At 71.3% G+C, this 19415-nt stretch carries 18 protein-coding genes and 3 pseudogenes; 14 read left to right on the top strand and 7 right to left on the bottom strand.

Going from position 1 to position 19415, the window contains the following annotated elements:
- Window positions 1–163: 163 nt before the first annotated feature.
- From ettA to ACI2K4_RS24825, 4 genes and pseudogenes are all read left to right on the top strand, one after another.
- Entirely contained in the window at window positions 164–1840 is a 1677-nt protein-coding gene (gene ettA / locus ACI2K4_RS24840; protein WP_404514563.1) for an energy-dependent translational throttle protein EttA, read from the top strand.
- Window positions 1833–2297 carry an acyl-CoA thioesterase gene (locus ACI2K4_RS24835; RefSeq protein WP_404514561.1) on the top strand — a complete coding sequence of 155 codons (465 nt, stop codon included), beginning with the start codon at window positions 1833–1835 and terminating at the stop codon, window positions 2295–2297. The genes ettA and ACI2K4_RS24835 overlap by 8 nt, the downstream gene beginning before the upstream one ends.
- Window positions 2294–2890: pseudogene (locus tag ACI2K4_RS24830) on the top strand (hypothetical protein); the annotation flags it as partial. The gene ACI2K4_RS24835 and the pseudogene ACI2K4_RS24830, both read left to right, overlap by 4 nt.
- Window positions 2891–3321: 431 nt before the next feature.
- Window positions 3322–3939, top strand: coding sequence for a YbjN domain-containing protein (locus ACI2K4_RS24825; RefSeq protein WP_404514560.1), 618 nt, complete (start codon window positions 3322–3324; stop codon window positions 3937–3939).
- A gap of 69 nt (window positions 3940–4008) precedes the next feature.
- Here ACI2K4_RS24825 and ACI2K4_RS24820 read toward each other — a convergent pair whose 3' ends face one another.
- From ACI2K4_RS24820 to ACI2K4_RS24810, 3 genes are all read right to left on the bottom strand, one after another.
- A complete protein-coding gene (locus ACI2K4_RS24820) occupies window positions 4009–4449 on the bottom strand; it encodes a globin (RefSeq protein WP_404514559.1) in 441 nt (146 codons plus the stop codon).
- A 57-nt stretch (window positions 4450–4506) separates the two neighbouring features.
- Window positions 4507–5889: an MFS transporter gene (locus ACI2K4_RS24815; protein ID WP_404514557.1), complete on the bottom strand. Its 1383-nt coding sequence runs from the start codon at window positions 5887–5889 to the stop codon at window positions 4507–4509.
- 260 nt (window positions 5890–6149) lie between these two features.
- Window positions 6150–7214, bottom strand: coding sequence for a mechanosensitive ion channel family protein (locus ACI2K4_RS24810; protein WP_404514556.1), 1065 nt, complete (start codon window positions 7212–7214; stop codon window positions 6150–6152).
- 321 nt (window positions 7215–7535) lie between these two features.
- Between ACI2K4_RS24810 and ACI2K4_RS24805 the strand changes: the two genes are divergently transcribed.
- Window positions 7536–8072 carry an HNH endonuclease gene (locus tag ACI2K4_RS24805; protein WP_404514554.1) on the top strand — a complete coding sequence of 179 codons (537 nt, stop codon included), beginning with the start codon at window positions 7536–7538 and terminating at the stop codon, window positions 8070–8072.
- 7 nt (window positions 8073–8079) lie between these two features.
- On the opposite strand, the gene ACI2K4_RS24800 is transcribed toward ACI2K4_RS24805, so the two are convergent.
- The 3 genes from ACI2K4_RS24800 to ACI2K4_RS24790 form a co-directional block, all read right to left on the bottom strand.
- Window positions 8080–8991 carry a class F sortase gene (locus tag ACI2K4_RS24800; protein ID WP_404514552.1) on the bottom strand — a complete coding sequence of 304 codons (912 nt, stop codon included), beginning with the start codon at window positions 8989–8991 and terminating at the stop codon, window positions 8080–8082.
- A 14-nt stretch (window positions 8992–9005) separates the two neighbouring features.
- Window positions 9006–9533, bottom strand: coding sequence for a hypothetical protein (locus ACI2K4_RS24795; protein WP_404514550.1), 528 nt, complete (start codon window positions 9531–9533; stop codon window positions 9006–9008).
- Between the two features lie 142 nt (window positions 9534–9675).
- A complete protein-coding gene (locus ACI2K4_RS24790; protein ID WP_404514548.1) occupies window positions 9676–10137 on the bottom strand; it encodes an Lrp/AsnC family transcriptional regulator in 462 nt (153 codons plus the stop codon).
- A 203-nt stretch (window positions 10138–10340) separates the two neighbouring features.
- On the opposite strand from ACI2K4_RS24790, the gene ACI2K4_RS24785 reads away from it, so the two are divergent.
- From ACI2K4_RS24785 to ACI2K4_RS24770, 4 genes are all read left to right on the top strand, one after another.
- On the top strand, window positions 10341–11222 hold the full coding sequence (locus tag ACI2K4_RS24785; protein ID WP_404514778.1) for a tryptophan 2,3-dioxygenase: 882 nt from the start codon (window positions 10341–10343) through the stop codon (window positions 11220–11222).
- A 58-nt stretch (window positions 11223–11280) separates the two neighbouring features.
- Window positions 11281–12552, top strand: a complete 1272-nt coding sequence (gene kynU, locus ACI2K4_RS24780) for a kynureninase (RefSeq protein WP_404514546.1) — start codon at window positions 11281–11283, stop codon at window positions 12550–12552.
- 306 nt (window positions 12553–12858) lie between these two features.
- Window positions 12859–13134: a hypothetical protein gene (locus ACI2K4_RS24775; protein ID WP_404514777.1), complete on the top strand. Its 276-nt coding sequence runs from the start codon at window positions 12859–12861 to the stop codon at window positions 13132–13134.
- Window positions 13135–13141: 7 nt separating this feature from the next.
- Window positions 13142–13552, top strand: coding sequence for a DUF5130 family protein (locus ACI2K4_RS24770; protein ID WP_404514544.1), 411 nt, complete (start codon window positions 13142–13144; stop codon window positions 13550–13552).
- A 122-nt stretch (window positions 13553–13674) separates the two neighbouring features.
- On the opposite strand, the gene pepN is transcribed toward ACI2K4_RS24770, so the two are convergent.
- The gene (pepN, locus tag ACI2K4_RS24765; protein WP_404514776.1) at window positions 13675–16221 is read right to left on the bottom strand and encodes an aminopeptidase N; all 2547 of its coding nucleotides are present in this window, start codon (window positions 16219–16221) and stop codon (window positions 13675–13677) included.
- Between the two features lie 216 nt (window positions 16222–16437).
- Between pepN and ACI2K4_RS24760 the strand changes: the two genes are divergently transcribed.
- The 5 genes and pseudogenes from ACI2K4_RS24760 (at window position 16438) to ACI2K4_RS24740 (ending at window position 19353) form a co-directional block, all read left to right on the top strand.
- On the top strand, window positions 16438–17067 hold the full coding sequence (locus ACI2K4_RS24760) for a DsbA family protein (RefSeq protein WP_404514542.1): 630 nt from the start codon (window positions 16438–16440) through the stop codon (window positions 17065–17067).
- Between the two features lie 88 nt (window positions 17068–17155).
- Complete coding sequence (locus tag ACI2K4_RS24755) at window positions 17156–17512, top strand: hypothetical protein (protein WP_404514540.1); 357 nt, start codon at window positions 17156–17158, stop codon at window positions 17510–17512.
- 87 nt (window positions 17513–17599) lie between these two features.
- Window positions 17600–18469: pseudogene (locus ACI2K4_RS24750) on the top strand (DUF1015 family protein); the annotation flags it as partial.
- 45 nt (window positions 18470–18514) lie between these two features.
- Window positions 18515–18799 (top strand): annotated as a pseudogene (locus tag ACI2K4_RS24745) (DUF1015 domain-containing protein); the annotation flags it as partial.
- An 83-nt stretch (window positions 18800–18882) separates the two neighbouring features.
- Complete coding sequence (locus tag ACI2K4_RS24740) at window positions 18883–19353, top strand: ribose-5-phosphate isomerase (protein WP_404514538.1); 471 nt, start codon at window positions 18883–18885, stop codon at window positions 19351–19353.
- Window positions 19354–19415: the final 62 nt, after the last annotated feature.

Genomic DNA, 19415 nt, shown 5'->3' with positions numbered 1-19415 from the left:
CCCGGCGCCCAGGGTCGGCGGGGTGATGTGGGCGTACGACGCTCCACCTGTCAGGATTGACGACGGCCCGCGCGGAGTTGACCCTGCGCTCGCGCCCCGTTCGCGGCGCTCCCGGGCTCGGGCAAGGCTCCCTGTTCCGCAGACTATGGAGGTAGGCCGCACCGTGGCCCAGTACATCTACGTTCTGGAAAAGGCGCGCAAGGCGCACGGCGACAAGGTCGTGCTCGACAACGTGACGCTGAGCTTCCTGCCCGGGGCCAAGATCGGTGTGGTCGGCCCGAACGGCGCCGGTAAGTCCAGCCTGTTCAAGATCATGGCGGGGCTGGACCGGCCGAGCAACGGCGAGGCCCGGCTGATGCCCGGCTACACCGTGGGCATGCTCGCCCAGGAACCGCCGCTGAACGACGCCAAGACCGTCCTCGGCAACATCGAGGAGGCGGTCGCGGAGACCAAGGCCAAGCTGGAGCGGTTCAACAAGATCGCCGAGCAGATGGCCACCGACTACTCCGACGAGCTGATGGAGGAGATGGGTCGGCTCCAGGAGGAGTTGGACAACGAGGACGCCTGGGACGTCGACTCCAAGCTCGAACTGGCGATGGACGCCCTGCGCTGCCCGCCCCCGGACGCCGACGTCACCCAGCTCTCCGGCGGTGAACGCCGCCGGGTCGCGCTCTGCAAGCTGCTGCTGGAGGCGCCCGACCTGCTCCTGCTCGACGAGCCCACCAACCACCTGGACGCGGAGAGCGTGCAGTGGCTGGAGCAGCACCTGGCCAAGTACGCCGGCACCGTCATGGCGATCACCCACGACCGGTACTTCCTGGACAAGGTCGCCGGCTGGATCCTGGAGCTGGACCGTGGCCGGGCCATCGGCTACGAGGGCAACTACTCCACCTACCTGGAGAAGAAGGCCGCCCGACTGGCCGTCGAGGGGCGCCGCGACGCCAAGATGAAGAAGCGGCTCACCGAGGAACTGGAGTGGGTCCGCTCGAACGCCAAGGCCCGGCAGACCAAGTCCAAGGCGCGGCTGGACCGCTACGAGGAGATGGCCACCGAGGCGGAGAAGACCCGAAAGCTCGACTTCGAGGAGATCCAGATCCCGCCGGGCCCGCGCCTGGGCAACACGGTGATCGAGGCGAACGACCTGACCAAGGGCTTCGGCGACCGGATCCTGATCGACGACCTCAGCTTCACCCTGCCGCGCAACGGCATCGTCGGCATCATCGGCCCCAACGGTGTCGGCAAGACCACCCTGTTCAAGACCATCGTCGGGCTGGAGCAGCCGACCGGCGGCTCGGTCCGGGTCGGCGAGACGGTGCACCTGTCCTACGTCGACCAGAACCGGGAGGGGCTCAACGGCGACAAGACCGTCTGGGAGGTGGTCTCCGACGGCCTCGACTACCTGATGGTCGGCAAGGTCGAGATGCCGTCCCGGGCGTACGTGGCCGCCTTCGGGTTCAAGGGCCCGGACCAGCAGAAGCCGACCAAGGTGCTCTCCGGTGGCGAGCGGAACCGGCTCAACCTCGCGCTCACGCTCAAGATCGGCGGGAACGTGATCCTGCTCGACGAGCCGACCAACGACCTCGACGTGGAGACGCTCTCCTCGCTGGAGAACGCGCTGCTGGAGTTCCCCGGCTGTGCCGTGGTGATCTCGCACGACCGAATGTTCCTGGACCGGGTGGCGACGCACATCCTGGCCTGGGAGGGCGACGACGAGAACATGGCCAAGTGGTTCTGGTTCGAGGGCAACTTCGAGGCGTACGAGAAGAACAAGATCGACCGCCTCGGCGCCGAAGCCGCCCGTCCGCACCGGATCACCTACCGCAAGCTCACCCGTGACTAGTCCGGTCGCCGCCGAGCACCCGCCGGCCGCCCGGTACGTCTACCACTGCGCCCTGCGCTGGTCCGACCTGGACGCGTACGGCCACGTCAACAACGCCCGCTTCCTCACGCTCTACGAGGAGGCCCGGGTGGCGCTGATGTTCGTCGGCGGGCGGGCCTGGGGGCTCAGCTCGTTCGCCGACGGGGTGGTGATCGCCCGGCACGAGGTGGACTACCTGCGACCGGTGGACTACGCCCTCGGCCGGGCCACCGCCGAGCAGGCGCCGACGGTCCGGATCGAGCTCTGGGTGGAGGAGATCCGGGCATCCCGGTTCACCATCGCCTACGAGCTCTTCGACGCCGACGTGCTGGCCAGCCGGGCCCGTTCGGTGCTGGTGCCGTACGACCTCGAACGGGCACAGCCCCGCCGGCTCTCCGAGGACGAGCGGGCCTTCCTGCGGCCGTACGTGTTGCCGTGAACGGTCCGGAGGTGGGTGCACCCCGAACCGGTGAGGAGTTCACCGGGACGGGGCACGGGCTGACCGGGATCGCCGACGCGGGCGCCTTCCTGGCCCGGCTGACCCGGCTGGACCCGGCCGCGGTGGTGCGGCTGCGTCCGGCCGGTACGGGTGGACGTACCACGCTCTGGGCCCGCCTGCCCTGGACCGTGCTGGTCAGCCGGACGGTGGCCGGCGCGGGCCCGGGTGACGTGACCGTCTCGGCGGCCGCCCTTCTGGCCGAACTGGCCCGGGGCGGCCCCGGCCTGCCGGCGGCACGCGACGCGGACTGGCGTTGGCCGTTGCCGCCGTCGAGCGGAGAACTAATCGACACGATGGCCGGCGCGGACGTACGCCGGATCGCCGTTGCGGCGGCCGGTGCGCTGCGCGACGCGGCCGAGCACGGGGTGAGCGGTCGGGCGGTGGGCCAACGCGTGGTCCGGGACGCGCTGCTCGACCACGTCGCGGTGGTGGCCAGCAGTTCGTCGCCGTCGGGTCCGAGCGGCCGGTTCGAGGTGTCGCAGCGACTGGTCCAGGCGGTGGTCCGGATGGGCTTTCTCGGTCCCGCCGCGCCCGCGCCCGCGGCCGATCCAGTCGGTCCGGCTGATCCAGTCGGTCTGGCCGAGCCGGTCGGTCCGGCCGAGTCAGTCGGTTCCGGTTCCGGTTCCGGTTCCGGTTCCGGTTCCGGTTCCGGTTCCGGTTCCGGTCCGGACCGGGCGGTCGGAACGGATCGGGGCGCAATCCCGCGACCCGACGGGGTCCAGGTCCGGACGACGGGGCGATGGATCGGCCTTTCCGCACCTTATGGAGCGGCTTGGCTGCAAAGGGTGAGCCAATTGTCGATCATGCCCATCCGAGATCCTCTGAACGGTTGATGCTATATAGTTCCTCTGGTCACGGGCGTCCGGTGGGGGGATGCCTCGGAACGGCTATCCGGGTACCGTCGTCCCTCGGATCCAACGCACCGTAGGCGACTGGATCCGCTGGGGAGCGAGGTGCGCGAGCAATGCCGTGGTGGTCATGGCGCCCCGGTCACACCGCCGCGAGCGGTGAGCCGGAGACTCGAAGCAGGATCTCCGTCGACGAGGCCGTGCGGGTCGGACCGCCCGCGCCCCGCGAGCCGCAGCACGACTGCGAGGCGGCGGAGCTACCAGCGATGAACGAACGCGCGACGGCCGTCGTGCCGCCCACCGCCGCCTCGGCGACGGTCGCGCCGGTCACCCTGCGCCGGCTCGGTGAGGCACTCGACCTGCTCGACGTCCGCTACCTGGCCGACGGCGACGGCAGCCTGCTGGCGATGTGGGAGCGGCACGCGGTGCTCTTCACGCTCGAGGGGCCGGAGGACGAGATCCTGGTGATGCGCGCCAGGCCGTACTCGACCGTGCCGCCGGACTGGGCCGATCGGGCGTACCGGGTGGTCAACGAGTGGAACCACGCCCAGCGCTTCGCCAAGGCGTACGTGGGCGACCCGACCGAGCGCGGCCAGTTGCCGATCTACGCCGAGATGCAGGTGCCGATGCGCTCCGGTGCGCACGACGCGCTCGTGGTCGAGGTGCTCGACTGCGGCGCGGCCATGGCCACCACCTTCGTCGACTGGCTGCACGACGAGGGTGCCCTGCTCTGACCCGCCGCGCCGAGGTGACCGAGGGGCGGTCCGGTCCGCCCGACGAGCCGATCGGTGCCGGCCCCCGGGTCAGCCGAGTCGGGGTGGGGGAGTGACATCACCCTCGTCCGTGTTGACCATGAAGTACGCGGCCCGCTCCAGGTAGTCCCAGAGCGTGCTCTCGTATTCCCGGGGCAGGTCCAGGCTCTCCACGGCCCGGCGCATCTGCCGCAGCCAGGCGTCCCGCTCGGCCGGGCCGACCCGGAACGGCGCGTGCCGCATCCGCAGCCGTGGGTGCCCCCGCTGCTCCGAGTAGGTGCTCGGGCCGCCCCAGTACTGCATCAGGAAGAGCGTCATCCGGTCGGCCGCCGGACGCAGGTCCTCCTCGGGATAGAGGGGGCGCAGCAGCGGATCGGTGGCGACGCCGACGTAGAACTCGTCGACCAGCTTGCGGAAGGTCGGCTCGCCGCCGATCGCCTCGAACAGGGTGGTCGGCGTACCGGTCGGGTCGCCCTCGGCTGGAGACGTCACCCTTCCATCCTGCCAGGTGCCCGTCGATCGGTCGTGCCACGGTCGGCGCGGCCTTGATCACAACGTACTGACGCCGCTCTGCGGGCTGGTCGAGCCGGTGGCCCGGTCGTCGACCGGTTCCTCGGCCGGGTGTCGCGCAGGCTGGCCCTGGCCACCCGTCCGGCTCTGTGTGGCGGCGTCCGCGATCGCGCTGTTGAACTGCGCGGCGCTGGGCCAGCGGGCCGAGACGAACAACATCAGCAGTACGCCACCGAGGCTCCAGAGCCCGACCACGACCGGAATCTCGAACCGACTGGCGAGGACGCCGGTGACCAGCACCGCGCCGCCCTGCAACACCTGCATCCCGCTGCTCATCACGCCGAACGCCCGGGCCCGGAACCCGGCCGGCAGGGCCTGCACGAACAGCCCGTTCGCCACCGGTAGCAGGCCGGCCACGGCAAAACCGCTGACCAGCGCCATCAGCGCGATCAGGGGCGGCGTCGGGCTGAGCAGGGCGGGCACCAGGGCGAGCGGTGCCAGCACGGCGAACGGCCGGATCAGGGTCCGGCGCAGGTCCGGCCGGAGTCCCCGCCCGATGGTCAGCCCGCCGAGGATGAAGCCGAGCGGGCTGGCGATCATGATCATGGCCTGGATCAGCCCTCGCCCGGGGTGATCCGGATCGGACGCCGAGGTGAATTCGGAGGCCCAGCCGGCGGCCAGCCCCTCGGGCACGATGGCGAAGAGCATCGAGGCGAAGACGATCACGGCGATGGAACGCAGCACCGGCGTACCGAAGACCAGCCGGAACCCCTCCGCCGTCTCGTGCAGCAGGTGGGTACGGTGTTCCACCGCCATCGCGGCCGGTCGGTGCCGTACGCCGAACCGGATCAGCGCCGCCGAGAGCGCGAAGGTGGCGGTGTTGACCAGCAGCGCGGTGGTCGGGTTCAGGGTGGCCGCGGAGGCGCCGATCACGTACCCGACGATCTGCGCCGCCTGGCCGGTGCTCGTGCTGACCGCGAGGCCGACCACCAGCCGGTCACCGCTGAGCAGCATCGGCAAGAGTGCCGACCGGGCCGCCTGACTGGGCGGGTTGGCCAGGGTGACGCCGAAGAGCAGGATCAGGATCACCGGCACCGGCAGGTCGGGGATGGCGATGAGGCCGATCAGCACCATCCGGGTGAGGTCGCAGATGACCATCACCGTCCGGTACGGATGACGTTCGGCCAGTGCCGCGAGCAGCGGACCCCCGACCAGCCAGGGCAGGAAGCTCACCGCGAAGGCGGCGGCGGAGAGCGCGACCGACTCGGTCTCCTGGAACACCAGTACGGTGACGGCGGCCCGCGCGAGGTAGTCGCCGAGCCAGGAGAACGCGTTGGCCGTGTACAGCGCCCGGAACTCCGGCTGGGCGAACACCTCGCGGAAGGTAGCCGGCCCTTCGGGCGTTCGTGTCGCGTCGGACACGGGGGGCCTCCATCGTTCTCGACCGCTGACCACTCGGAATGGGGCTGTCGGGAAACGCGTCAGACATTGGGGGGCAGCGAGGTCTTCGTTACGCTCCGAGAGGAGCTTGTCCCGGATTCTGCCCGATCGTCAGACATTTGGCTAGTGTGGATAGGTAGATCGTCGCATCACTGACTGAACGAACGGACGATACCTGACCACCCGTGCGGTCCGCGACCCCCGGCGCCCGGCGTGCCCCTCCGCTGCCCCGGACGCCCGGCTCAGGTCGCCCCGCCCTGACCCGTCTCGGTGCCGTTCGACGGTGGTGCGGGCGGGCGGACGTACATCCGCGAGGCGGCGATCTGGGCGGTGATACCGGAGTTCTCCAGCGCCTCGGCCAGCCGGCGGCGCAACTCGCGGCCGACCGCGAGCTGGCCGTCCGCGGTCGTCTTGACCACCGTACGGATCACCGCGCCGTCGACCGTGATCTGCTCGACGCCGAGCACCTCCGGCGCCTCGACGATCTCCGGGGCGAGTTCCGGGTCGACCGCGACCGAGGCCGCCGCCGTACGCAGCACCGCGGTCGCCTCCTCCGAGCCGGCGAACCCGATCGGCAGGTCGACGATGACCATCGCCCAACCCTGGCTCTTGTTGCCGACCCGGATGATCTCGCCGTTGCGGATGTACCAGAGCACCCCGCGACCGTCCCGGATCGTGGTGATCCGCAGGCCGACCGCCTCGACGATGCCGGTGGCCTCGCCCAGGTCGACCGTGTCGCCGACGCCGTACTGGTCCTCCAGCAGCATGAACAGCCCGGCGATCAGGTCCTTGACCAGCGTCTGCGCGCCGAAGCCGAGCGCGACGCCGGCGATGCCGGCACTGGCCAGCAGCGGCGCCAGGTCGAAGCTGAGCTCGCTGAGCACGAGCAGTACGGCGATCCCGAACACCACCGCCGTCACCAGGCTGCGCAGGACCGAACCGATCGCCTCCGCGCGCTGGCGGCGCCGCTCCGGTACGACCATCGCCGGATCCACCGCGGCCGTCGGGATCCGTTCCCGCAACGGCTTGAGGATGGTCGGTACCGAACCCTCCGCGGTCGCGCCCACCAGCCGCTTGATCGTGCGGTGCAGCAGGTAGCGGGTGAGCATCGCGATCAGCACGATCGCGATGATGCGAAGGGGCTTCACCAGCAGGTAGTAGCTGCCCTCCGCCAACCAGGGGACGTCGGTCCAGCGCCACAGCAGGTCGCAGGCGTAGCTGTTCAGGCAGTCCGGGCCGGGGCTGGGACTGCCGCTCGAAGCGCTCGGGCTCGGCGACGGGACGGCTAGGGGAAGCGCGAGATTCACGGTTGCCTTCGTACCGCACCCGGGGGCGTGGGCCTCGGCCGCCCCGCCGCGCGGTGGTGTCGCCCGCGTGCGTCGCGGCACCGGCGGGGCGCGGGCGGCGCCCAGGTTAACCGGGCGGAACCGGTCATCCTGCCACGCGACACAAAAGCTTCATGGGGGACCCCGGATTAGTGCGTGCAATCGGGGGTCCTATCGGGGACTATTGGCGCACGGACGCCGGTGATCTGCCGGCGTCGGCCGCGGTCGGCAGCGAACCGCGCCGTCGGTCGACACGGGCAGATGACAGGGGTGGGGTTAGACACAACCGGGAGGGTGATCGCGATGCCTGACATACGACCCACGGTGGGCTCCGGCTCGTTGGTGCTCAACGCGACGTATGAGCCGCTGTGTGTCGTTTCGGTGCGTCGAGCAGCGATTCTTGTGCTCTCGGCCAAAGCAGTCTGTGTCGCCGACGGTGAGGGGATGCTGCACAGCGCCCGCAACTCGCTGCCGGTCCCCTCGGTGGTGCGGCTGACCCGCTTCGTCCGGGTGCCGTACCGCAGCCACGTCGGCCTCTCCCGTCGCGCGATCTTCGCCCGGGACGGCTGGCGGTGCGCCTACTGCCGGGGTCCCGCCGAGACCATCGACCACGTCTTCCCGCGCAGCCGGGGCGGCCGGCACGCCTGGGAGAACGTCGTCGCGGCGTGCGCCAAGTGCAACCACAGCAAGGGCGACAAGACGCCGGCCGAGATGGGATGGCGGCTGCACGCCCTCCCCGCCCCGCCGAAGGGGACCGCCTGGCGGGTGCTCGGCCACCGGACACCGGACCCGCGCTGGGCCGACTGGCTCGACCTACGCGACGCCGGCCTCGCCGCCTGAGCGCGGATCACGGTGGGCGGGCGGAGACCAGCGAGGCGAAGACCACCACGTTGTCCGCGTACCCGGTGGTGCCGCCGACCCAGCGCCCGCCGCAGGTGATCAGGCGCAACCCGGGCCGGTTGAAGTCCTCGAAGACCTGGTCGGTCGGCAACTGGGACTTGTCGAACCGGCGTACGGAATTGACCTTGAAAACCGCCACCGAGCGGTCCATCCGGGTGATCTCGATCTGCGCCCCGGCCCTGACCTTCGCCAGGTCGTGGAAGACCGCCGGACCGGTGCGGGTGTCGACGTGCCCGACGATCACCGACGGACCGTACTGACCCGGGGTCGGGCTCTGGTCGTACCAGCCGGCCTCCTGGTAACGGTCCGGTGGTGGTACGGCGATCGAACCGTCCGGGGCGATCCCGACCCGGTGCACCCGGGCCCGTACGTCCAGTGACGGAATCGTGATCGCGGTCGGCGGGCTCTGGGCCATCACCGGGAACTTGCGGGGCGGTGGCTGGGTGCCCGAGGAGAACCCGGGCAGGAAGTTCCTCCCGGTGACGTACTGGACGCCGAAGCCGGTGACGATCAGGCCGATCAGCACGATGATGACCGGCACCGGTCCGGGTCGGCGGCGTACCTGACCACGAACCCGGGTGATCCGGTCGCGGGTCGGCCGGTGTCCCGGCGTACCGGCGGCCACCGGCGCCGCACCCGGGGGTCGGGCGGTGCCCACCGCGCGGCCACGGGTTCCGGGACCGGGGCCGACCGCCGGACCGGTGGCACCGGCCGTGCCGGGACGCAGCGTGCCCGGGGCGGTGCGATCGGCGGTGTCCGGGGTGACGATGCTCGCCGCCGACGCCTCGGTCACCAGCCGGGAGAACACCCGCCAGGCCCGGCCGTGGGCAGCCCGGACCGGAGCGAGGCGACCGGCCATCGTCGGGCGTCGACTCAGAGTCTCGTCTCGGCCCGGCGACGCGCGCTCACCAGCCAGAGCCCACCGCCCAGCACGACCACGGCGAGGCCGCCGACGAGCACCATCGGGCCACCGAAGCCGCCGGCCGTGCCACCACCGCCGGTGGCCGGACCCTGGGTCGGCTTGCTCATGTTCACCACGGTCAGGGTGGTGTGCGCGGTATTACCGTTCGGGCAGGTCAGGTTCACGTCGAAGGTGCCCGGCGCCCGGTTGCCCGGGATCGTCACCGCGCCGGTCAGGAAGCCGTTGTTGGGCCGTACGATGGCTCGCCCGAACGCCTGCGACTCCACCGTCGCCTGATTGTTGTTCGCCTGGTCACAACTGGCCCGGATGTTCACCCGGCTGCCCGCCTGGGCGGTATTCGGAGTGACCTCGACAAACGCGTTGGATGTCTGGGTCGGTGCCGGTGTCGGGGCCGCCGCCGCCGGCACCGCGGGCGCGCCGAGGGCGACCGCCCCGACCGCCGAGACGAGTGTCCGACGCAGTGTTGTCACACGCTGCATGACCTCCCCCTTCCGGCCGGTCCGGCCGGCTCGTATAAGGAGGGGGCCCTTTTTATCGTTTTCGGTAGAGGAAGGGCCCCTTCCTAACCCGTGCGCCAGGGGTGTTCCCACCCGGCTCCGGGAATCACGCCGGGGCGGCGGGTCAGGGGGCGTCCGGTCCGGGTTCCGCCGGAAGTGCGGTCACCGGGTGCCAGTTCAGCGGGGACGAGAGCACCATCGTGCTCGACGGCTGCCCGTACGGGGCGAGCCGGTCGATCACCTGCTCGAAGGCGTCGATCGACCCGGCGGCCACCTTGAGCACACTGCACGCGTCGCCGGTGATCCGGTGTATCTCCAGCACCTCCGGCCAGCCGGAGACGGACGGGTCGCGCAGGATGCACCGGGGGCCGTAACAGGACATCCGGATCAGCGCCACCACCGGGCGCCCGGCCCGCGTCAGGTCCACGTGCGCGTGATAGCCGGTCACCACGCCCGACTCCTCCAGTCGGCGGACCCGTTCGGCGACCGCGGGCGGTGACAGGTGCACGCGGCGGGACAGCTCGCTGAACGAGAGCCGGGCGTCGGCTTGAAGCTCGCGGAGCAGCGCCCAGTCCATGTCGTCCACAACACACCTTCCCTTCGTGAGGTGATTTCTCAAATTACCCCCTGGGTCGTGGGGCGGAAGTGGCTGTGCGCCGTTGGTTCGGCATTCCGCGCGACGCCCCCGCAGGGCGATCATGACGCTAGCGGGAACGGAAGGAGACGACGGTGCGGCAGCGGCAGGCAGGATCGACGGTCGGCGACGGCCCGGTGGGCGGCTACGGCGAGGTGTCGAGGGCAGGGACCGGCATCCGTCCGGTCGACGCGGACGAGCGCGCCGCCCGGGCGGCGGCGAACGAGGGCGAGCCGACGCTGGAGTTCGCCGACCGGACACCGTACGACGCGTACGTGCACGCCAGCACCCTGCACACGTTGCAGCAGACGCTGAGCAAGGACCCGGGCGAGATGTCCTTCCTGATGATCAGCCAGATCATGGAGCTCTACTTCGGGCTGACCTGCTTCGAGCTGCGCGAGGCGCGGCGCCTGCTCGGCGAGGACGAGGTGTGGGCCGCGCTCGCCCCGCTGCGCCGGGCCGCGTTGCACCTGGAGGGGCTGAACGCCGCCTGGCGCGGCCTGCGCTGGATGACCCCGGCCGACTTCAACACCTTCCGGGACCTGCTCGGCGAGGGCTCCGGGTTCCAGTCCGCGATGTACCGCCAGTTGGAGTTCCTGCTCGGCCTGAAGACCCCCGCGCTGATCCGCCCCTTCCGGCGGCAGCCGGCGGTGTACGACGCGCTGGCCGACGCCCTGCACGCGCCGAGCCTCTGGGACGAGGTGCTGCGGCTGCTGGCCCGGCGCGGGTTCGCCGTACCGGCCGAACTGCTGGCCCGCGACCTCACCGAGCCGGCCGAACCGAGCCCCGAGGTCGAGCGGTGCTGGGTGGAGATCTACCGCGACGCCGGACCGGACAACCACCTGCGCCTGCTCGGCGAGGCGCTGTCGGAGATCTCCGAGCAGTTCGGCGACTGGCGCTACCAGCACCTCAAGGCGACCCAGCGGGCGATGGGCGCCAAGCCCGGCACCGGCGGCTCGGGCGGTGTGGCCTGGCTGCAACGGAGCATGGCCCGTACGGTCTTTCCCGAGCTGTGGTCGGCCCGTACCGACATGTAGTGCGCGACGACCGATCGACGAACCGGGAACCGGAACGACACCGAGAGTGGAAACGACGATGCGTTCATCCGAAGAAGAAGCCCGCCGGCTCGACGCCGACGACCCGGGACACCGCGACCTGTTCCTGGTCCCGCCGGCCGAGGGCGGTCGGTACGCCCACAGCGCGTACCTGGTCGGCAACTCGCTCGGCCTGCAACCCCGGGCCACCCGGGGCGAGCTGATGGAGGAGCTGGACACCTGGGCCAGGCTGGCGATCGAGGGCCACTTCGAGGGCGACCGCCCCTGGACCCCGTACGTCGGTCTGCTCACCGAGCCGGCCGCGCGACTGGTCGGCGCCCTGCCGGCGGAGACCGTGGTGATGAACACCCTCACGGTCAACCTGCACCTGCTGATGGTCTCGTTCTACCGCCCGACCGGCAGCCGGAACCGGATCGTCATCGAGGACACCGCGTTCCCGTCGGACAGCTACGCGGTGCGCAGCCAGGCCGGCTTCCACGGGCTCGACCCGGACGACGTGGTGGTCCGGCTGCGGGCCCGTCCCGGCGAGGAGAACCTGCGCACCGCCGACGTGCTCGACTACCTGGAGCGGGAGGGGGACCGGGTCGCGCTGGTGCTGCTCGGCGGGGTCAACTACCTCACCGGCGAACTGCTGGACATCCCGGCGATCACCCGGGCCGGTCGGGCGGCCGGCGCGGTGGTCGGCTGGGACCTGGCCCACGCCGCCGGCAACGTGCCGTTGCGGTTGCACGACTGGGACGTCGACTTCGCCGCCTGGTGCACGTACAAGTACCTGAACTCCGGCCCCGGTTCGGTGGCCGCCGCGTTTGTGCACGAACGGCACCTCGGCGACCGGGGACTGCCCCGGTTCGAGGGCTGGTGGGGCAACGAGCCGGCGACCCGGTTCGAGATGACCTCGCGGATCCGGCCCCCGGCCACCGCCGACGCGTGGCAGATCTCCAATCCGCCGATCCTGGCCATGGGCCCGGTCCGGACCTCGCTGGAGCTCTTCGACAAGATCGGCATGGCCGCGCTGCGCGAGCGGAGCGTCCGGCTCACCGGGTACGCCGAGCGGCTGCTCGACGAGGTTGTCGCCACCCGTCCGATCAGCCTGCTGACCCCGCGCGACCCGCAGCGCCGCGGCGCCCAGCTCTCGCTGCGGATCGGCTCGGGCAGCGCCGCCGAACTGGCCCGCCGGCTGCGGTTCGAGCACGGGGTGCTCACCGACTCGCGCGAACCGGACGTGATCCGGGCCGCCCCGGTGCCGCTCTACTCGACGTACCACGACTGCTGGCGGCTCGCCGACGCGCTCGCCCGTACGGTCGACGAATGATCCGTCGAGTGGTATGGCACCGGCAGCCGGCCGGTGTCCGGTTGCCCGCGATGTGGTGAAAACCGGGCCGCGATACGGCGACAGCGGCCGATCCGCGTCGCCGTCGGGCAACCGCGAGCAGGTCAGCGGCAGTCGGGTTCGCCACCCCGAGATACACCGCGCCTCGCACTCCGATACCGTTGACATCGTCTGAGTCGGAGCGGACCGGCAACCTGGCCGCCCAACCCTGGGCCGGGTTTTTGGTCCCTATCACGCCTGGGAGCGTTGAGGTTGTCTGCTACCGAGCAGTGGACGGTTACCGACACCTTGCTGTATTTCGTCGGGATCCCGGCTGCCGTGGTGCTGGTGATCGCCGTGCTGGCGTTCGCCGGTAGCGGCCGGAGCGCCCGACGTTATCGGCCGGGACGGCCATTCGACTTCACCCCGGTCTGGTTCCTGTCCGCACCGGAGAACCTGGCCGGTTCGGCCGCCGCCGCGCTGCGGGGCAGTGGTCGGGCGGCCGAGTTGACCGGAGCCCAGACCGAGAGCACGGGTACGCCGAGTCAGGCGGGCACAACGGGAGGCGCAAGTGACCGCTGGTGAGCAGGCCATGACGACCTACAGTCCGGCCGAGCCGGAGCCGGCCGGTCGGCCGGACGTCCTCGACGGTCCGTTCTCGACCCGTCAGCTTCTCCGCATCGACGAGGCACTGCGCCTGGCCGACCAGGGCAGCGGTCTGGTCTTCACGGTCTACGTCGGCGCACTCGACGAGCCGGTGCGCGAGCACGCCGTACGGCTGCTGGACCAGCTCGCCGAGCCGTCCCGGTCGGTGCTGGTCGCGGTCTCGCCGAACCAGCGGGTGCTGGAGGTGGTGACCGGCTCCGAGTCACGCAAGCGCATCCCGGACCGGGACGCCAAGCTGGCGGCACTCTCCATGGTGGCCGCGTTCGGCGGTGGTGACCTGGCCGGTGGCATCATCAGCGGCCTGGACCAGCTTGCCAGCCGCGCCGGCAAGGCGTGACCGACCCACACCGTCCCGCCCGCAGGGCCTGACCGCCCACAGCGTAAAGAACCCGGCCGCGTCACCGGATCGAACCGGTGCCGCGGCCGGGTTTCTTCTGCCTCGGGCAGTGGCCCCGCGACTCAGGCCGCGGCGGCGTCGCGGGCGCGGGCGGCGAGGGCCCGGACCACGCCGTCCCGCCCCTCGCTGACCAGGCGGCGCAGCGGCGCCGGGTGGCCCTCCTGGGCCAGCCAGTTGTCGGTGGCGGCGATCGTGTCGGCGCTCACCTGGTAGGCCGGGTAGGCCAGGACGACAAACTCCTGCGCGGGCTCGCTGTCCCGGCTCGCCCACAGCCGGCTCACCGACTCGAAGAACCGCGCGGCGTACGGCGCCGTCAGCTCCACCTGCGCCGGGTGCTGGAAGCCCTGCAACAGCGCCCGGTTGCGCCAGTTCGGCAGCACCTCGTCGCCGGTCAGCGCCTGCCACACCTCGGCCTTCTGCTCCGGGGTGGGCAGCAGCGCGCGGGTCAGCGCGGCCTCGCGCTCACCACTCGCGGTCCGGTCACCGGCCAGTTCGGCGTCGACGTCGGCGGCATCGGCGGCACTGCAGGCGACCAGGGCCCGCAGCAGCGTCCAGCGCAGTTCGGTGTCGATGGTCAGACCATCGGGCACCTCGGCACCGTCGAGCCAGGCCCGGATCGCGGCCAGATCCTCGTCCGACCGGGCGGCGGAGGCGTAGGCGCGGGCCCAGGCCAGTTGCAGGCCGCTGCCCGGCTCGGCCAGCCGGAGCGCGGTCCTGGCCGTGCGCGCCAGATCGGCCCAGCCGGTCGGGGCCCAGTCCGGGTCCGCGTACATGGCCAGCGTGCTGCTCGCCTGGCGCAGCGTCTGGGTGACCAGGTTGATGTCGGTCTCGGCCGGCAGTCCCGCCAGCACCAGGGCGACGTAGTCACGGGCCGACAACTCGGCGTCCCGCACCATGTCCCAGGCGGCGGCCCAGCAGAGCGCCCGGGGCAGCGAGGACTCGAACGCGCCGACGTGCTGCACCACGGTCGCCATCGACCGCTCGTCGAGCCGGAGCTTCGCGTACGTCAGGTCGTCGTCGTTGAGCAGCAGCACGTCCGGCGCCGGCACACCGACGAGCTGGGGCAGCTCGGTCGACTCCCCGGTCACGTCGACCTCGATCCGCTCCCGCCGGACCAGCCGGCCGTCGCGCAGGTCGTAGAGGCCGACACCGATCCGGTGCGTACGCAGCGTCGGGTAGTCCGACGGCGCCTCCTGACGTACGACGACCCGCTGGTAGTTGCCGTCGGCGTCGATCGCCACCGCCGGACGAAGCGTGTTGACCTGGGCCGTCTCCAACCACTGGGCGGCGAACTTGCGCAGCTCCCGGCCGGAGGCCGACTCCAGTTCGCTGAGCAGGTCGTCGAAGGTGGCGTTGCCCCAGGCGTACCGGGCGAAGTAGTTGCGCAGGCCGGCGACGAACGGCTCCTCGCCGACGTACGCGACGAGCTGCTTGAGCACGCTCGCCCCCTTGGCGTACGTGATGCCGTCGAAGTTGACCTCGACCGCCTCCAGGTCCGGCATCTCGCAGTAGACCGGGTGGGTGGAGGAGAGCTGGTCCTGCCGGTAGCCCCAGTTCTTGCGGATGGACAGGAAGGTGGTCCACGCGTCGGAGAACCGGGTGGCGTTGGTGTTGGCCCAGTGGCTGGCCCACTCGGCGAACGACTCGTTCAGCCACAGGTCGTTCCACCACCGCATCGTGACCAGGTCACCGAACCACATGTGGGCGAGTTCGTGCAGGATCGTGTTCGCCCGCTGCTCGTACTCGAAGTCGGTGACCTGCGAGCGGAAGACGTAGTGCGTCTCGGAGTGGGTGACACAGCCGAAGTTCTCCATCGCGCCCGCGTTGAAGTCCGGCACCCAGAGCTGGTCGTACTTGGGCAGCGGGTAGCGGACCCCGAACTGCTCGTGGAAGAAGTCGAATCCCTGCGTGGTCACCAGGTGCAGCTCGTCCGGGTCGAGGTACTCCGCCATGCTGGCCCGGCAGTAGTAGCCCATGCTGATGCCGTCGTGGGTGTAGCGGACCTCGTGGTACGGGCCGGCGCAGAGCGCGGTGATGTACGTGCTCATCCGGGCCGACTCGGCGAAGTGGAGGGTCTTGGTGTCGCCGTGCGACTCCTCGGCCGAGACCGGCATGTTCGAGATCGCCCGCCAGTGCGCCGGCACGGTGGCGTGCCAGGTGTAGACGCTCTTCAGGTCGGGCTGGTCGAAGCAGGCGAAGACCCGCTGCGCGTCGGCCGTCTCGAACTGGCTGTAGAGGTAGGTCTCGCCGTCCACCGGGTCGACGCTGCGGTGCAGGCCCTGCCCACTCGCCGAGTAGAGGTAGTCGGCCTCGACCACCAGGGTGTTCTCGGCGGCCAGGCCGGTCAGGACGAGCCCGTTCTCCGCCGACCAGGTGCCCAGGTCGACCGGGGCGCCGTTCAGCGTGGCCGACCGTACCGCGTCGGCGGCGACCTCGATGAAGGTGCTGGCGCCGGGCTCGGAGCAGCGGAACCGCACCTCGGTCACGGACCGGAACGTGCGATTGTCGGCGGCCTGGCCGCCGGAGGTCAGGTCCAGGCTGATGTCGTACCCGTTGACGTCGAGCAGGCGGGCCCGCTCGGTCGCCTCGACCTGGGTAAGGTTGCGCACTCCCGGCACGTCATTTCTCCATCCGCTGCTAGCCCGCTGTCCTCGCTGACAGCGAAGATCCACCCCCGGTGGCTCCCGGTCGAGTGTTTCACGGGCGGGAGCGAGCGGGGGTGGTCTAACTCACGGTCTCATCCCGGTGCCTTTGCGGCACCCCCGGGGTGAGGATTCACAAAGGTGGATACGATTCACCTTTCGTGAATAGTGGAGGGAGTCGCCGTGTCCGAACGGGCGAGCGTCACCATGTACTTCGATCCGTCCTGTCCCTGGGCGTGGATGACCTCCCGCTGGTTGCTGGAGGTGGAGAAGGTCCGTCCGGTCGACATCGAGTTCCGGGTGATGAGTCTCGGGGTGCTGAACGAGGGCCGGGACGGACTCCCGGCGGACTACCGGGAGTCGATGAAGACCACGTGGGGACCGGTGCGGCTGAGCATCGCGGTCGAGCAGAAGTACGGGCAGCGGACGCTGCGCGACTTCTACACCGCCATCGGCACCCGGATCCACCCCGGACGGCAGGAGCGTGGACCGGAGTTGTACGCCGCCGTCCTCGCGGACCTCGGTCTGGACCCGGCGTTGGCCTCGGCCGCCGGCTCCACCGGGTACGACGAGGCACTGCGGGCCAGCCACGAGGCCGGCATGCGCCCGGTCGGCAACGATGTCGGCACCCCGGTGATCCACGCCCCCGGTCCGGTCGAGGGCGAGACGGTCGCCTTCTTCGGCCCGGTTGTCACCCCGGCGCCCAAGGGGGAGGCGGCCGGTCGCCTCTGGGACGGTGTCCTGCTGGTTGCCGGCACGCCCGGCTTCTACGAGTTGAAGCGGTCCCGGACCCTGGGCCCGATCTTCGACTGACGCCCCGGCACGGCCGGCCGGGGGAGACCCGGTCGGCCCTCGGACTCTCCGTACGCGTTGCGGTGCGACGTACGCCGGGGTGCCGAACGTGACCGGACGGTGGGCGCGCTCGTTGGACCGGGCGTCCGTCGCGGCGGTCGCACCGGCCGCCCGGTCACGTCCGACCACCGGAGAGGCCCCGATGCCCAAGCACCACCAGGATCGTGAGCAGTCCGTCGCGCCGCCCGCCGAGGCGGTGGCCCGCAACCTCGGCGGCGCCTACTGGTCCGTGGACGACTGCCGGTGGCCGGCACTCCACCCCGGGCTGCCCGAACACCTCGCCGACCTGGTCGCCCCGCCGATCGTGGTCGGGGTGGCGCCGGTGCCGACCAGCGCGCTGGTCGCCGGGGCGGCCGTACCGCGCCGCCGGGCCGGGCGGCACCGCCGCCGTACGCCGGCCAACTGAACGCGACGTGTCGAGCACGTCCAGCCGGTGGACTCGCCCGGGGGATCGACGGCCGCGGGCGGCACCCGCCCGGTAGCGTCACCGGGCATGACGGTCGTACACCCGATCGCCCGGGCCTGGATCACCACCGGCGGCACCGGCGCGCAGAACTATGACGAGTTCGCCGACGACGCGGAGATCACCGCGATCATCGAGGCCAACCCGCACAGCGCTCTCGCCATCGAGATGCCCCACCGGGCGCCGGAGAGTCTCGGCAGGTCCTTCGCCGACTCCCTGCCCGACGCGGTGGCCCGGCTGGCCGAGGCGAAGGCGGACGGCAGCTACACCCCGGCGGACCGGGTGGTGGTCCTCTACCGGATCAGCTCGCCGGTCGACGAACCCGGTTACGGCATGTTCGCCCTGGTCGACACCGACCAGATCTCCACCAGCGCGGACGAGCCGGGGCTGGTGATCCGCAACGAGGACGTCTTCATCGCCAAGGTCAGGGAGCGGGTGGCGCTGGCGCAGGCGACCGGTCACCTGCTCTCTCCCGTACTGCTGCTCCAGACCGGGCGCGGCGACGAGCTGCACGCCGCGCTGGCGGCGGCGACCGAGGCGGCCGGGGCGCCCGCCGCGACCGACACCGACCAGTCCGGCCGGACGCACGCGATCTGGCTGCTCGGCCCCGGGCAGACCCAGGACGAGCTGTGCGCCCTGGCCGGCGGCGGCGAGCTGGTCGTGGCGGACGGCAACCACCGGAGCCTGGCCGCGCAGACCGGCGGCCTGCCGCGCTTCCTCGCCGTGGTCACCACCCCCGCGTCGGTGGCGATCCAGCCCTACAACCGACTGGTCAGCGAGCTGACCAGCAGCCCGGCGGAGCTGCTCGACCGGCTCCGCGCGGCGGGCGCCCGGGTGGAACCGCTCGCCGGGGCGCCGACCGGACCCACCCCGGGCGAGCCGGTCCAGCTCTACCTCGACGGCCGGACGTTCGCGGTGACACTGCCGGCCGGTCCGGGCACGGCGGTGGAGAACCTCGACCACGCCCTGGTCGAGCGGGTGCTGCTGCGGGACGCGCTCGGCCTCGACCCGGGCGACAAGCGGATCACGTACGTCGGCGGCGACTACCCCGCCTCCTGGCTGGCCGGCGAGGTCGACCGGGGCCGGGCGGAACTGGCAATCCTGGTCGCCCCGGTGACCGTGGAGGACTTCGTGGCGGTGAACCTCGCCCGGCAGAAGATGCCACGCAAGAGCACCTGGTTCACCCCGAAGGCCCGGGGCGGTCTGGTGCTGGCGGAGCTGGACGCGTGAGCCGCGCCGGTACGGGTGTGAGCCCGGTCAGCTTGCCGGCGCCTGCGCGTCGTGCCGCCGTGGTCGACTGAGAGACTGCCCTCATGCGCGTCTACCTGGGATCCGACCACGCCGGCTACGAGTTGAAGGTGCACCTGGTCAACCACCTGGCCAAGCAGGGCTACGAGGTGGTTGACGTCGGACCGCACGTGTTCGACCCGGACGACGACTACCCGGCGTTCTGCCTGCACACCGGCGACCACGTGGTCGACGACCCGGACAGCCTCGGGGTGGTGATCGGCGGCTCCGGCAACGGCGAGCAGATCGCCGCGAACAAGGTCGCCGGGGTCCGCGCGGCGCTGGCCTGGAGCGTCGAGACGGCGCAGCTCTCGCGTCAGCACAACGACGCGAACGTGGTCGCGGTCGGTGCCCGGCAGCACACCCTCGACGAGGCGACCGCGATCGTCGAGGCGTTCCTGACCACGCCGTTCTCCGGCAACATCCGGCACGCCCGGCGGATCGCCCAGGTCACCGAGTACGAGGAGACCGGCGCGCTGCCGTCGCTGCCCTCCTGAGACGGGATCACCGGTGGCCGCCGGAGCGGATGCTCCGACGGCCACCGGATCGGGTGTGACGC

It is taken from the genome of Micromonospora sp. NPDC050397 (genome assembly GCF_044901685.1).
Taxonomy (GTDB): Bacteria; Actinomycetota; Actinomycetes; order Mycobacteriales; family Micromonosporaceae; genus Micromonospora_G.
Note: the sequence above shows the minus strand (reverse complement) of the source record. Positions and strands in the feature narration are given on the sequence as shown.